Genomic DNA, 12,696 nt, shown 5'->3' on the forward strand with positions numbered 1-12,696 from the left:
ACGGGGACGCGGGAGGCATCGGACCGTGCGGTGACTTAGGGGTGATCGGGTGATCGCTCCGCGTGCCCGTGTGTGGTATCGGCGACGCCGGAGCCCCGCGGGCCTTCCGGTGGCCGCGCGGCCGCGTGCGGCCGGCTCACGCCGGCCCGCGTCACAGCCGCCGGGTCGCCAGGGTCAGCCGGTCGCGGGCGTCGAAGAGGGTGTCCTTGATCATCTGCTCGTGGGCCGGGGTCAGCCGCGCCACCGGCACCGAGCAGCTGATCGCGTCCCGGGCCGGCGTGCGGTACGGAATCGCCACGCCGAAGCAGCGCAGCCCCAGCGTGTTCTCCTCGCGGTCCACCGCGTAGCCCTGCTCGCGCACCGCGTGCAGCTCCTCGATCAGCTGCTCGCGGTCGGTGAGGGTGTGCTCGGTCAGCGCCGTGAGCGTCGGCGGCAGCATCGACCTGACCTGGTCGTCGGTGTACGTGGCGAGCAGCGCCTTGCCCAGCGAGGTGGAGTGCGCGGGCAGCCGGCGGCCGACCCGGGTGAACGGCCGCAGGTAGTGCTGGGACTGACGGGTCGCCAGATACACGACGTTCACGCCGTCCAGGCGCGCGAGGTGAATGGTCTCGGTGGTGTCGTCCGAGAGCCGGTCCAGGGTCGGCCGGGCCGCGGCGACCACTTCGTCGCCGTCGATGTAGGACGTGCCCACCAGCAGGGCCCGGACGCCGATGCCGTACCGGGTACCGGTACCGTCCGTCTCGACCCAGCCCAGCTCGACGAGGGTGCGCAGCAGCATGTACAGACTGGACTTCGGGTAGCCGACGGCTTCCTGGACGGAGGCCAGGCTGTGCATTCCGGGGCGGCCGGCGAAGTACTCCAGCAGCTCGACCGTCCGCACCGCGGACTTGACCTGCGATCCACCGGTATCGGCAGCTGACATCGCCCTTGACCCCTCTGTTCGGACCGCCATAGAGTCCCAGATATTCAGCATTCGGGACGCTGTTCAGCATATAGAACGGGGCCCCGGGTGCGGCAAGCGTTCGCCCGGGAGGAATGCACGGTGGCAGCAGCGGCAGCAGCACCAGTCTGGAGTGTCGACCCCCGTACCGGGAAGCGGCGCGAGCAGGTTGCGGTGGAGGCCACAGCGGCCGAGGTGGACACCGCCGTGCGGGCCGCACACGCCGCCCGCCCGGCCCTCGCCGACCGCACCGTCCGCGCCGCCCTGCTGCGCCGCGCCGCCGACCTGCTGGACGCGGCAGGGGAGCGGGTCATCGAAGCCGCCGACGCCGAGACCGCGCTCGGACCCGGCCGGCTCACCGGCGAACTGGCCCGCACCACCTACCAGTTGCGGGCCTTCGCGGACAGCGTCGACGAGGGCGCCTTCCTCGACGTCCTCATCGACCACGCCGACCCCGCCCTCGCCCCGCCCCGACCCGACCTGCGCCGCTACAAGATCCCGCTGGGCACCGTCGCGGTCTACGCCGCCAGCAACTTCCCGCTCGCCTTCTCCGTCCCCGGCGGCGACACCGCAAGCGCCCTGGCGGCCGGCTGCCCCGTCGTCGTCAAGGCACACCCCGACCACCCGGCCACCTCCGAACTCTGCGCCGCGCTGCTGCGCAGGGCAGCGGCCGACGTGGGGCTCCCCGACGGCGTGATCGGCCTGGTCCACGGCTTCCGGGCGGGCCTCGACCTGGTCCGCCACCCGCTGGTCGGCGCCGCCGGATTCACCGGCTCGGTACGCGGCGGCCGCGCCCTCCACGACGCCGCGGCCGCCCGCCCGCACCCCATCCCCTTCCACGGCGAGCTGGGCAGCCTCAACCCCGTCGTCGTCACGGAGTCCGCCGCGGCGGAGCGCGCCGAGGAGATCGGCGCCGGGCTCGCCGGGGCGATCACCCTCGGCACCGGCCAGTTCTGCGTCAAGCCCGGCCTGGTGCTGGCCCCCGAAGGCGAGGCCGGCGACCGGCTCCTGACGGCGCTGACCGCCGCGGTCAGCGACACCGAAGCCGGGGTACTGCTCGACCACCGGATGCGCGACGCCTTCCTCGACGGCGTCCGCACCCGCGCGGCTCTCCCCGGCGTCCACGCCCCGGTGACCCCCGGAGCCGGCGGCGAACACACCGTCAGCGCCGGATTCCTCACCCTCCCCGCCGCCGCACTCGCCGAGGACAGCACCCACGACCTCCTCCTGGAGGAGTGCTTCGGCCCGGTCACCGTCCTCGCCCGCTACACCGACGAGGCCGAGATCGCCGCCGTACTCGCCAGGCTCCCCGGCAACCTCACCGCGACGCTCCAGCTCGGCGCCGACGAGAGCGCGGGCCGGGACGGCGCGGGCCGCGGCGGGCGGCTGCTGGCCGACGTCACCGAGCTGGCCGGACGGGTGGTGGTCAACGGCTGGCCCACCGGCGTCGCCGTCGCCCCCGCCCAGCACCACGGCGGCCCCTACCCGGCCACCACCTCCACCGCCACCTCGGTCGGCACCGCCGCCGTCGAACGCTGGCTGCGCCCGGTCGCCTACCAGGACACCCCGCCCGCGCTGCTCCCGCCCGAACTGCGCGAGGACAATCCGCTCGGCCTGCCCCGCCGGGTCGACGGCCGCGCCGAGCCCGCGTAGCCGCCCCGGTGCGCCGCGAAGGGCACCCGCTCCAGGTCCGTACGGCCGCCCCCGCCGACCTGGAGCAGGTCGCCGTCCTGCACGCCCGCGCCCGCGTCGCCCACGACCGGCTGCGGTTCCCCGGCGTGCCCTTCGACGAACCTGCCGAACGGGCCAGGACCCGCGCCTGCTGGGACCGCGCCCTGGCGGCCGGCGGCGCACGGGTGCTGTGCGCCGAGCGGCACGGCCGGATACTCGGCGCCGCCTGGTACGCCGCGGACGCCGCCCCCGGCACCGTCACCCTCCACCAGCTCCAGGTCGATCCCGCCCACTGGGGCACCGGCATAGGCGGCGCCCTGCACACGGCCTGCCACCGCGCCTGGCACACCGCCGGCTGCCGGACCGCCTCCCTGGAAGTGGTCTGGCACAACCGCCGCGCCCGCGCCTTCTACGCGGCCCGCGGCTGGCGCCCCGATCCGTCCCGCAGACCCGCCCCCGACGCCACCCACCTCACCCTGACCCTGCCGCTGACCCCGCCCGCAGGCTCGGACGCCGCGCCGTCCGGCCCCCGGGGAATAGCCCGCCGCCCGCCCGGGTTGTCCCGTGACCATCCCCCGTACGAGGAAAGTCACCCCATGCGCGTCGAAATCTGGTCCGACATCGCCTGCCCCTGGTGCTACATCGGCAAGGCCCGCTTCGAGTCCGGTCTGGCCGGCTTCGCGCACCGCGACGACGTCGAGGTCGTGCACCGGTCCTTCGAGCTGGACCCGAACGCCCCGGCGTCCTCCGGCGTCCCCGTCATCGACATGCTCGCAGGCAAGTACGGCGTGAGCCGCGAACAGGCCGAGGAGATGGAGGGCAGGGTGGCGGAAGCCGCCGCGGGCGAGGGCCTCGGCTACCGCTCCGACCGGCTGCACGGCAACACCTTCGACCTGCACCGCCTGCTGCACCTCGCCAAGGAGCACGGCGTCCAGGACGCCCTCATCGGCGCGCTCTACCGCGCCCACTTCGCCGAGGCCCGCCCGCTCGACGACCCGGAAACCCTCACCGCCCTCGCCACCGCAGCGGGACTGCCCGCCGACGAGAGCGCCCGGGTGCTGGCCGACCCGACGGCCTACGCGGACGCGGTGCGCGCCGACGAGCGCGAGGCGTCCGAACTGGGTGCGTCCGGCGTCCCGTTCTTCGTCATCGACCGCCGCTACGGCATCTCCGGCGGCCAGCCCGCCGAGGTCTTCCGGCAGGCCCTGGAGCGGGCCCACGCGGAGCGCCCCGTGCAGATCCTGCCGGACGCGTCGGCGGAGGTCTGCGGCGACGACGGGTGCGCCGTCCCCGGGAAGTGACCCGGGGGCCGGCCCGCCCGCCCCCTTGCGGCCTGCGGCAACGAGGAAACGCGCGGGCCGGCCCCGCTCACCGGTCGTGGACGCGCGGCGGCCGGACGCGCAGAGTGGATCCATGCAGCGACACGAGTCACTCGGCGGGGCCGAATTCGCCCCCGAGATCCGCTACCTCAACTCCGCGTCCAGCGGCCTGCTTCCGTTGCGCGCCGTCACCGCCGTGCGCGCGGCCCTCGACGAATCCCTCTCGTACGGCAGCATGGGCCGCGACTACTTCGGCCCGTCCGCCGAGGCCAGGGCGGCCTTCGCCCGGCTGCTCGGGGTACCGGCCGACCGGGTGGCGATCGGCAGCTCGGTGGCGGTGCAGTCCGCCTTCCTCGCCGGAACCCTGCCGCCGGGCTCCGAAGTCCTCGCCCCCGAAGGGGACTTCAGCTCCCTGGTCACCCCGTTCGCCGCCCGCCCCGGCATCACGCTCCGTACCGTGCCTCTCGACGAACTGGCCGCCGCGGTCCGCCCCGGCACGACGCTGGTCGCCTTCAGCGTCGTGCAGTCCCGGGACGGCCGGATCGCCGACATGGACGCCGTACGGGACGCCGCGCGGGCGGTGGGCGCGCGCACCTACCTCGACCTCACCCAGGCCGCAGGCTGGCTGCCGATGCGCGTCACCGACTTCGACTACGCCGCCTGCGGCGGATACAAGTGGCTCCTGTGCCCGCGCGGCACGGCCTTCATGGTGTTCGGCGGGGAGCACGCGGAGCCGTGGCCGGACGCGCTGCACGCGGGCTGGGCCGCAGGCGAGGACCCGGGCGCGTCCTGCTACGGACCGGTCACCGAACTCCCCGCCACCGCCCGGCGTTTCGACGAGGCGCACGCCAACTACTCCTACGCCGGCGCCGCACAGTCCCTCGGTCTCCTCGGCGAAATCGGGGTGCCCGCGGTGCACGCGCACAACACCGCCCTGGCCGCCCGGTACCGCGAAGGGCTGCTCGCCCGCGGCATCACCCCCTGTCCCGCGCCCGGCTCGGCGATCGTCTCCGCCCCCGGCATCGCCGGCGCCGCGGACCGCCTGGCCGACGCCGGCGTACAGGTCTCCGTACGCGACGGACTGCTGCGCGCCGCCTTCCACCTCTACAACTCCGCCGACGACGTGGACCTGCTCCTGGACCTGCTCGGCAGCGACTGACCCGCGCCGCCGCCCCGGGCTCACACCTCCCCGCGCACCGACCTGATCAGCCGGTCGAGCACCGCGCCCTCGCTCACCCGCAGGCCGTCGTGCTCCCACTCGTTGGTCACCCACACCCGCAGCCCGCGGATCCGCTCGGCGGTCCGCAGCGCCTGCGCGGTGTCGACGTACATGTCGTCGAAGTAGACCGCGGCGGCGGCCGGCACCTCATTGGCGGCCAGCCGCCCCGCGTCGTACAGGTCCGGCCAGTCCGTCCGCTCCGCGAGCGCCTGCGCGGTCTCCTTCAGCGGACGCAGCGCAGGGTCGGTGTCGAACATCCACGGGTACATCATCTCGCCGGTGAAATATAGCGGCCCCGTGCCGTCCAGCACCGTCCGCACGGCGAACTCCGGATGCTCAGTGAGCCCGTCCCGCACCCGCTGCGCCGCCCACCCGGTCGGCCCCGGATCCACCGAGCGCTGCCCGTAGATCGCCTCGTGCAGCACGGCGAACAACGGCGTTGCGGCATACGACAGATGACCCTGCACGGCCTCCAGGAACGCGTCGCCCGGCTCCGGTCCCGACGGGCCCCGCACCCAGGCGTCGGCGACGAGATGGTGCAGGACGTGCGACCCGTTGCCGCTGCCCAGCATCAGGCCCAGCGACTGGAACGCCTCGGCGGTCAGCGTCCCGCCGCCCGGCAGCCGCACCTCGTGCTCGCACAGATACTCCGCGATCGTGCGCACCGCGGCCACGTCCTGCGGATAGCGCGCGTAGTGTGCCGCGTTCTTGCGGGCGACCCGCGGATAGGCCGCGCGGTAGACGTCATCGGCGCTCGCGTAGATCCCCGGCAGCCCGCCGGTCACATACGCCTCGCGCAGCCCCTCGGGCGCCCGCGAGAGATAGGCGACGGTGCAGAAGCCGCCGAAGCTCTGCCCCAGCACGCTCCAGGGCGTGCCGTCACCGGCCAGGTGCCGGCGGAAGTGCTCGGCGTCCCGCACGATCGCGTCGGCACGGAAGTGCGCCAGGTAGGCGGCCTGCGCCTCGGGGCCGCCGCGCAGCGGGAGGGTCTGCCGGCCTGCGGGCGCCGAGCGGCCGGTGCCGCGCTGGTCGAGCAGCAGCACGCGGTAGTCGTCCAGCGCCCTGGCCAGCCAGGACTCCCGGCCCAGCGGCCGCGGGGCGGGGCAGCCGGGGCCGCCCTGGAGGTACACCAGCCAGGGCAGCTCCTCCCGTTCCCGGCCGGCCGCCACCACCTCGCGCCCGTACACCGCGATCCGCTCACCGTCCGGAGCGTCATGATCCAGCGGCACCTCCCGCACGTGGTCCCTCAGCACGATCCCGGGCAACCGGTCGGCATGCATGCAGCACTTCCTCAACTCTCGTCGACGCACACGGCGCGGCCGCCGCACGGACTTCTCCGTACGGCGGCCGCGCCACCCGAATGTGCCGGCCGGGCCGGCGGCGGGTACCTATCTCACCGGTGTGAACTTACGGGCACCGATGTACTCGGGACGTCTCACCGGCGCCGCGAACGGCTCCACCGCGGTGTTCTCCACGCTGTTGAAGACGATGAAGACGTTGCTGCGGGGGTACGGCGTGATGTTGTCGCCGCTACCGTGCATCGCGTTGCAGTCGAACCAGGTCGCCGAGCCGGCCGCTCCGGTGAACAGCCGGATGCCGTGCTTGTCGGCCATCTTCGTCAGGACCTCGTCCGACGGGATGCCCGCGTCCTGCATCTGGAGCGACCGCTTGTAGTTGTCCTTCGGCGTCTCGCCCTCGCACCCGACGAAGTGCAGGTGGGAGCCCGGCATGATCATCAAGCCGCCGTTGGTGTCGTGGTTCTCGGTGAGCGCGATCGAGACCGAGACCGTGCGCATGTTCGCCAGACCGTCCTCGGCGTGCCAGGTCTCGAAATCGGAGTGCCAGTAGAAGCCGGAGGCACCGAAGCCGGGCTTCACGTTGATCCGCGACTGATGGACGTACACGTCCGAGCCGAGGAGCTGACGGGCCCTGCCGACCACGCGCGGATCGGAGACCAGGCGGGCGAACACCTCGCTGATCTTGTGCACCTCGAACACCGACCGGACGCTCTGCGATGTCGGCTCGACGATGGAGCGCGGATCCGCGCGCATCGACGGGTCGTGAACGAGCCGGTCCAGTTCGGTGCGGTACACCGCGACTTCTTGCGCCGTGAGCAGTTCCCCGATGGCGAAAAAGCCGTCGCGTTCGAAGTCGCTCAGCTCGGACGGCTGGAAGGGCCCTGCCGTGCCGGGCTGCGACCACACCACCGGATCCTTCCGCGGAGTGATCACTTCGGTGGATCCACGGGTCGGGTACAGGTCGGCGGTGCGCTCGGGTGCGGTGGTCATGGTGTTGCCTTCCTCTCCTCTCGTACGTGCTCTTGTCCTACGCGCGTATGCGTGCCTTCCTCAACTGCCGGACGGGGCAGACGGGCGGCGTCCGGGGCCTGTCGGCTACCGGACCGCTTCCGGTTCGGGTTCGGTGAGCAGCGGGTAGACGCCGTTCTCGTCGTGGTCCTCGCGGCCGGTGACCGGCGGGTTGAAGACGCAGACGCAGCGGAAGTCCTTCTTGATCCGCATGGTGTGCTTCTCGTGGCCGTCGAGCAGGTACATCGTGCCCGGCGTGATGACGTGCTTCTCGCCCGTCTCGTCGTTGGTGAGCTCGGCCTCGCCCTCCACGCAGAGTACGGCTTCGATGTGATTCGCGTACCACATCGACGTCTCGGTCCCCGCGTACAGGGTGGTCTCGTGGAGCGAGAAGCCCACGCGCTCCTTGGCGAGCACGATGCGCTTGCTCTCCCAGGTGCCGGATGCGGCCTTGACGTGGCGGTCGGTGCCCTCGATGTCCTTGAAGGATCGGACGATCACGGTGAGTCGGTGCCTTTCTGTGAAACGGATGCGGAGTGGTGACGCCCCGGGACTGCTCAGGCGCAGTCGCGGACGGCGCGGGCGAGGATCCGCAGACCCTCGTCCAGCTCCTCGGGGGTGGTCGTCAGCGCCGGCAGCAGCTTGATGACCTCGCTCTCCGGCCCTGAGGTCTCGATCAGCAGACCCAGGTCGAAGGCGCGCTTGGCAATCTTGTTGGCGAGGCTCTTGTCGATGGACTCCAGGCCCCACACCAGACCGCGGCCACGGTACTCGGCGATGGCTTCGGGGTGCTCCTCGACGATGGCCTTCAGGTGTGCTTCGACGATCTCACCGCGGGCGAGAGTCTGCTTCTCCATCTGGCCGTCGGCCCAGTAGGTGTCCAGCGTCGCGGCGGCGGTGACGAACGCCGGGTTGTTGCCGCGGAAGGTGCCGTTGTGCTCGCCCGGCTCCCAGATGTCCAGCTCGGGCTTGAACAGGGTCAGCGCGAGCGGCAGGCCGTAGCCGCTGATGGACTTCGAGACGGTGACGATGTCCGGCGTGATGCCCGCTTCCTCGAAGGAGAAGAAAGCACCGGTACGGCCGCAGCCCATCTGGATGTCGTCGACGATCAGCAGCATGTCGCGGCGCTCGCAGAGTTCGGCGAGGGCACGCAGCCATTCGGGTCGTGCGACGTTGACGCCGCCCTCGCCCTGGACCGTCTCGACGATCACGGCGGCGGGGGTGTTCAGGCCGGAGCCCTGGTCCTCCAGGAGGCGCTCGAACCAGAGGAAGTCCGGGTACTTGCCGTCGAGGTAGTTGTCGAACGGCATCGGGGTGCCGTGCACCAGCGGGATGCCGGCGCCGGCGCGCTTGAAGGCGTTGCCGGTCACCGCGAGCGAGCCGAGCGACATGCCGTGGAAGGCGTTGGTGAAGGACACGATCGACTCGCGGCCCTTGACCTTGCGGGCCAGCTTGAGCGCGGCCTCGACGGCGTTGGTGCCCGTCGGGCCCGGGAACATGACCTTGTAGGGGAGGTCACGCGGCCGCAGGACGATGTTCTGGAAGGACTCCAGGAACGCCCGCTTGGCCGTGGTGGACATGTCCAGGCCGTGCGTGACGCCGTCCCGCTCGATGTAGTCGATCAGGGCGCGTTTCAGCACCGGGTTGTTGTGGCCGTAGTTGAGCGAGCCGGCCCCGGCGAAGAAGTCGAGGTAGGTGTGGCCGTCCTCGTCGATCATGCGGCTGCCCTGCGCACGGTCGAACACGGTCGGCCAGCTGCGGCAGTAGCTCCGCACCTCCGACTCCACGGTCTCGAAGACGCTCAGGTCGGGCTGGGTGATGGTCACAGCATGCTCCAGGGAGATGAGTGGCGTGAGGGAGTACGAAGACTGAGGGGGTGAGGGTGTCCGGCGGTGGCACGGGGTGTGCCGGACGGCTGCGGATACGGGGACCGCGCGGGCCGGACCCGTCAGAACAGGGGGCCGGGCGGTGGGTCGAACGGGCCGATGAGGTGCAGCACCTCCGACTCGTGGCCCGTCTCGGGGAAGCGGCCCGCGTCGAAGAGCACCTCGCGGCGGTGCGGCGCTCCGTGCCGCTCCGCGAACGACGCGAAGAGCCGGTTGGACGCGGCGTTGTCCTGCGTGATGGTCGTTTCCACGCGGCGGACGCCCAGGTCGTGTGCGGTGCGGGTGGTCAGCCCGTCCAGCAGTGCGGCCGCCAGGCCACGGCCACGGTGCGCGTCGTCGACGGCGATCTGCCAGACGAGGAGCGTGTCAGGACGCTCGGGGCGGACGTAGCCGGTGACGAAGGCGGCCGGCTCACCCTCGGCGTCGCGTGCGACGGCAGAGGTGGTGGCGAAGTCGCGACACCACAGGAGGTAGCTGTAGGAGGAGTTGAGGTCCAGTGCCTTCGAGTCGCGGGCGATACGCCAGATCGCGGCTCCGTCCTCCACGCGTGGGGTGTCGAGCTTGAAACCCTCCGGCAATTCCTTGATATCGCTACGGGCACGTGCATGGTCTGCTTGTGCGGCGGTCATGGGAATTAAATTTACCCACGGAAAAAGGAAATTGCATCGCGAGGAGGGGTTACGCGGACACATGCCTTCATGTTATCGCGCGGGGGCGCCCGAGCGCGCGGGCTGGCCGCCGAATGTGTCGTTTTGCCCTGAAAATCTGGGGCGAAACGGGCGTTCTGTGGAGTCGGTCACAGGTCCGTAACGTCCGTGAGATGCGTCCGAATTTTGGCACTTGCCACTAGCGAAATCTTGGCGTTTGAGGTCCGGAAAAGCGGGAAGAAGAATACGGGAAGCTGTGCATTTCAAGAATTGGGAATTCGCCTCCGGAAGGTGTTCTGCGGGGCCTGTGATGGCTCCCGGAAGGACCTTGCGGGGAAAGCGCGGCAGGCATCCCGGTTTCCGTGAAATGGCCGGAGTGTTGCGGGCCGTGAGAGGGCGGGACAGGCCCGCCGCACCGTACGCATAAAGTGCCGTCATGACGTCGAAGAGTGAAGGTGCGACGCTGCACCTCAAGGGGCGGGTCCTCGCCGGGCCGGACGACGTACGCGACGAGATGTGGGTCGTCGGCGGGCGGGTCAGCTACGAGCGCCCGCGGGGAGTGCGGGACCTCACGACGGTCGAGGGCTGGGTGCTGCCCGGCCTCGTCGACGCGCACTGCCATGTGGGCCTGGACGCGCACGGCCCGGTGGACGCCGCGACCAGCGAGAAACAGGCGCTCACCGACCGCGACAACGGCACCCTGCTGATCCGGGACGCCGGATCCCCCTCCGACACCCGCTGGATCGACGACCGTGAGGACCTGCCGCGGATCATCCGCGCCGGCCGGCACATCGCCCGCACCCGCCGCTACATCCGCAACTACGCCCACGAGATCGAGCCGGACGACCTGGTCGCCTACGTGGCGCAGGAGGCCCGCAGGGGCGACGGCTGGGTCAAGCTCGTCGGCGACTGGATCGACCGCTCGACGGGCGACCTGGAGTCCTGCTGGCCGCCCGGCGCGGTCGCGGCGGCCATCGCCGAGGCGCACCGCCTGGGTGCCCGGGTCACCGCCCACTGCTTCGCCGAGGACTCGCTCGCGCCGCTGGTCGAAGCGGGCATCGACTGCATCGAACACGCCACCGGCCTGACCGAGGACACCATCCCGCTGTTCGCCGAACGGGGCGTGGCGATCGTCCCCACCCTCGTCAACATCGCCACCTTCCCCGACCTCGCCGCCGGTGGCGAGGCGAAGTTCCCCCGCTGGGCCGACCACATGCGACGCCTGCACGCGCGCCGCTACGACACCGTCCGGGCCGCCTACGACGCCGGGGTGCCGATCTACGCGGGCACGGACGCGGGCGGCTCGCTCGCGCACGGCCTGGTGGCCCAGGAGGTCGCCGAGCTGATGAAGGCCGGCATCCCCGCGGTGGACGCGCTCTCCGCGACGACCTGGGGCGCCCGCGACTGGCTGGGCCGTCCAGGACTCACCGAAGGCGCACCGGCCGACCTGGTGGTCTACGCCACCGACCCGCGCGCCGACGTCCGGGTACTGGCCGCACCGCGCCGGGTGGTGCTGCGGGGCCGCGTGATCGGCTGACGGGCGGCGGGCCCGAAGCCCGCGAGGCCCCGCCCGGAGCGCCGGACGGGGCCTCGTTGCCGTGCGTGTCCTACTGGGTGCGCCGCGCGGAGCGGGCCATCCAGGCGGCGACCACCGCGCCCGAGACGTTGTGCCACACCGAGAACACCGCGGCGGGCAGTGCCGCCGCCGGGCTGAAGTGCGCGGTGGCCAGGGAGGCGGCCAGGCCGGAGTTCTGCATGCCGACCTCGAAGGCCATCGCCCGGCTGGCCGGCCGGCCAAGGCGTGCCAGCTTGCCCGCGCCGTAGCCGAGCGCCAGGCCGAGACCGTTGTGCAGCACCACGGCGACCACCACCAGGGCCGCCGCGTCCTTGATCGCCGCGGCGCTGCCGGAGACCACGGCGAGCACGATGGCGGCGATGGCGACGACGGAGATCCAGGGCAGCGCGCGCAGCACCTTGTCGACATAGCGGCCCGCCGCGAGCCGCACCAGGAGTCCGGCCAGGACGGGCAGCAGCACCGTCTTGAGGATGTCGGTGACCATCACGCCGGCGTCCACGTCGAGGAACTGCCCGGCGAGCAGCAGCGTCAGCGGGGGTGTGACGAGCGGGGCCAGCACGGTGGAGACGGTGGCGACCGAGACCGACAGGGCGACATCGCCACGGGCCAGGAACGTCACGACGTTGGACGCGGTGCCGCTGGGTGCGCAGCCGACCAGGATCACGCCGGCCGCCAGCTGCGGCGGCAGGTGCAGCACGGTCGCGATCAGCCAGCCGAGCCCCGGCATGATCACGTAGTGCGCGACCAGACCGAGTCCCACCGCCCAGGGGCGCTTGGCGACCGCGGTGAAGTCCGGCAGGGTCAGCGTCAGACCCATCGAGAACATCACGACGCCGAGCATCCATGGCACCGCCGGCGCCCAGCCGGTGAAGTGCGAGGGCCACAGCAGGCCGACCGCGCCGGCGGCGATCACCAGCAGCGGGAAGACCGTGACGGCGCGGCGGGCGGCGCGGTCGGACGACGGGAGGTCGCCGGCCTGCGCCGGGGCGGGGGCGCCGTCGCCCGCCGGGGGCCGCGCACCGCCGTCCGTCGGCTGCGGCGGCCCGGACGCGCCGGGTTCGTTCGGGGTGTTCGTCTGCTCGGTGGACACGGCCGCACCTTAACCGCCGTCTCCGTGTAGAGGGCAACGGAT

The 12,696-nt window shown here is 72.1% G+C and carries 11 protein-coding genes and 1 pseudogene; 5 read left to right on the forward strand and 7 right to left on the reverse strand.

The window, feature by feature from the left end; all coding sequences use genetic code 11:
* Positions 1 to 151: 151 nt before the first annotated feature.
* The gene (locus tag LIU39_RS07600; protein ID WP_227045799.1) at positions 152 to 922 is read right to left on the reverse strand and encodes an IclR family transcriptional regulator; all 771 of its coding nucleotides are present in this window, start codon (positions 920 to 922) and stop codon (positions 152 to 154) included.
* Between the two features lie 120 nt (positions 923 to 1,042).
* Here LIU39_RS07600 and LIU39_RS07605 point away from each other — a divergent pair, with 120 nt between their 5' ends.
* The 4 genes and pseudogenes from LIU39_RS07605 (at position 1,043) to LIU39_RS07620 (ending at position 5,089) form a co-directional block, all read left to right on the forward strand.
* Positions 1,043 to 2,593, forward strand: a complete 1,551-nt coding sequence (locus LIU39_RS07605) for an aldehyde dehydrogenase (NADP(+)) (protein WP_227045800.1) — start codon at positions 1,043 to 1,045, stop codon at positions 2,591 to 2,593.
* Positions 2,594 to 2,718: 125 nt separating this feature from the next.
* Positions 2,719 to 3,036: pseudogene (locus LIU39_RS07610) on the forward strand (GNAT family N-acetyltransferase); the annotation flags it as partial.
* A 171-nt stretch (positions 3,037 to 3,207) separates the two neighbouring features.
* The gene (locus tag LIU39_RS07615) at positions 3,208 to 3,912 is read left to right on the forward strand and encodes a DsbA family oxidoreductase (protein ID WP_227045876.1); all 705 of its coding nucleotides are present in this window, start codon (positions 3,208 to 3,210) and stop codon (positions 3,910 to 3,912) included.
* A 112-nt stretch (positions 3,913 to 4,024) separates the two neighbouring features.
* Positions 4,025 to 5,089, forward strand: a complete 1,065-nt coding sequence (locus LIU39_RS07620; protein ID WP_227045801.1) for an aminotransferase class V-fold PLP-dependent enzyme — start codon at positions 4,025 to 4,027, stop codon at positions 5,087 to 5,089.
* A gap of 20 nt (positions 5,090 to 5,109) precedes the next feature.
* On the opposite strand, the gene LIU39_RS07625 is transcribed toward LIU39_RS07620, so the two are convergent.
* The 5 genes from LIU39_RS07625 to ectA form a co-directional block, all read right to left on the reverse strand.
* A complete protein-coding gene (locus tag LIU39_RS07625; RefSeq protein ID WP_227045802.1) occupies positions 5,110 to 6,429 on the reverse strand; it encodes an alpha/beta fold hydrolase in 1,320 nt (439 codons plus the stop codon).
* Positions 6,430 to 6,537: 108 nt separating this feature from the next.
* Positions 6,538 to 7,437 (reverse strand): ectoine hydroxylase, encoded by a 900-nt coding sequence (gene thpD / locus LIU39_RS07630; protein WP_227045803.1) that lies wholly within the window; start codon positions 7,435 to 7,437, stop codon positions 6,538 to 6,540.
* A gap of 105 nt (positions 7,438 to 7,542) precedes the next feature.
* Positions 7,543 to 7,956, reverse strand: a complete 414-nt coding sequence (locus LIU39_RS07635) for an ectoine synthase (protein ID WP_227045804.1) — start codon at positions 7,954 to 7,956, stop codon at positions 7,543 to 7,545.
* A 56-nt stretch (positions 7,957 to 8,012) separates the two neighbouring features.
* Positions 8,013 to 9,281, reverse strand: coding sequence for a diaminobutyrate--2-oxoglutarate transaminase (gene ectB, locus LIU39_RS07640; protein WP_227045805.1), 1,269 nt, complete (start codon positions 9,279 to 9,281; stop codon positions 8,013 to 8,015).
* A 122-nt stretch (positions 9,282 to 9,403) separates the two neighbouring features.
* Positions 9,404 to 9,970, reverse strand: a complete 567-nt coding sequence (gene ectA / locus LIU39_RS07645) for a diaminobutyrate acetyltransferase (RefSeq protein ID WP_227045806.1) — start codon at positions 9,968 to 9,970, stop codon at positions 9,404 to 9,406.
* A gap of 454 nt (positions 9,971 to 10,424) precedes the next feature.
* Here ectA and LIU39_RS07650 point away from each other — a divergent pair, with 454 nt between their 5' ends.
* A complete protein-coding gene (locus LIU39_RS07650; RefSeq protein WP_227045807.1) occupies positions 10,425 to 11,525 on the forward strand; it encodes an amidohydrolase family protein in 1,101 nt (366 codons plus the stop codon).
* A gap of 70 nt (positions 11,526 to 11,595) precedes the next feature.
* Here LIU39_RS07650 and LIU39_RS07655 read toward each other — a convergent pair whose 3' ends face one another.
* Positions 11,596 to 12,654, reverse strand: a complete 1,059-nt coding sequence (locus LIU39_RS07655; RefSeq protein WP_227045808.1) for a bile acid:sodium symporter family protein — start codon at positions 12,652 to 12,654, stop codon at positions 11,596 to 11,598.
* Positions 12,655 to 12,696 lie beyond the last annotated feature (42 nt).

The sequence above is a fragment of the Streptomyces pinistramenti genome, assembly GCF_020564935.1.
Taxonomy (GTDB): domain Bacteria; phylum Actinomycetota; class Actinomycetes; order Streptomycetales; family Streptomycetaceae; genus Streptomyces; species Streptomyces pinistramenti.

Excerpts from the sequence above, each read along its gene's own strand:
- ectA (WP_227045806.1), bottom strand. The coding sequence starts at position 9,970 with ATGACCGCCGCACAAGCAGACCATGCACGTGCCCGTAGCGATATCAAG.
- LIU39_RS07620 (WP_227045801.1), top strand. The coding sequence starts at position 4,025 with ATGCAGCGACACGAGTCACTCGGCGGGGCCGAATTCGCCCCCGAGATC.
- LIU39_RS07625 (WP_227045802.1), bottom strand. The coding sequence starts at position 6,429 with ATGCATGCCGACCGGTTGCCCGGGATCGTGCTGAGGGACCACGTGCGG.
- LIU39_RS07650 (WP_227045807.1), top strand. The coding sequence starts at position 10,425 with ATGACGTCGAAGAGTGAAGGTGCGACGCTGCACCTCAAGGGGCGGGTC.
- LIU39_RS07600 (WP_227045799.1), bottom strand. The coding sequence starts at position 922 with ATGTCAGCTGCCGATACCGGTGGATCGCAGGTCAAGTCCGCGGTGCGG.
- thpD (WP_227045803.1), bottom strand. The coding sequence starts at position 7,437 with ATGACCACCGCACCCGAGCGCACCGCCGACCTGTACCCGACCCGTGGA.
- LIU39_RS07615 (WP_227045876.1), top strand. The coding sequence starts at position 3,208 with ATGCGCGTCGAAATCTGGTCCGACATCGCCTGCCCCTGGTGCTACATC.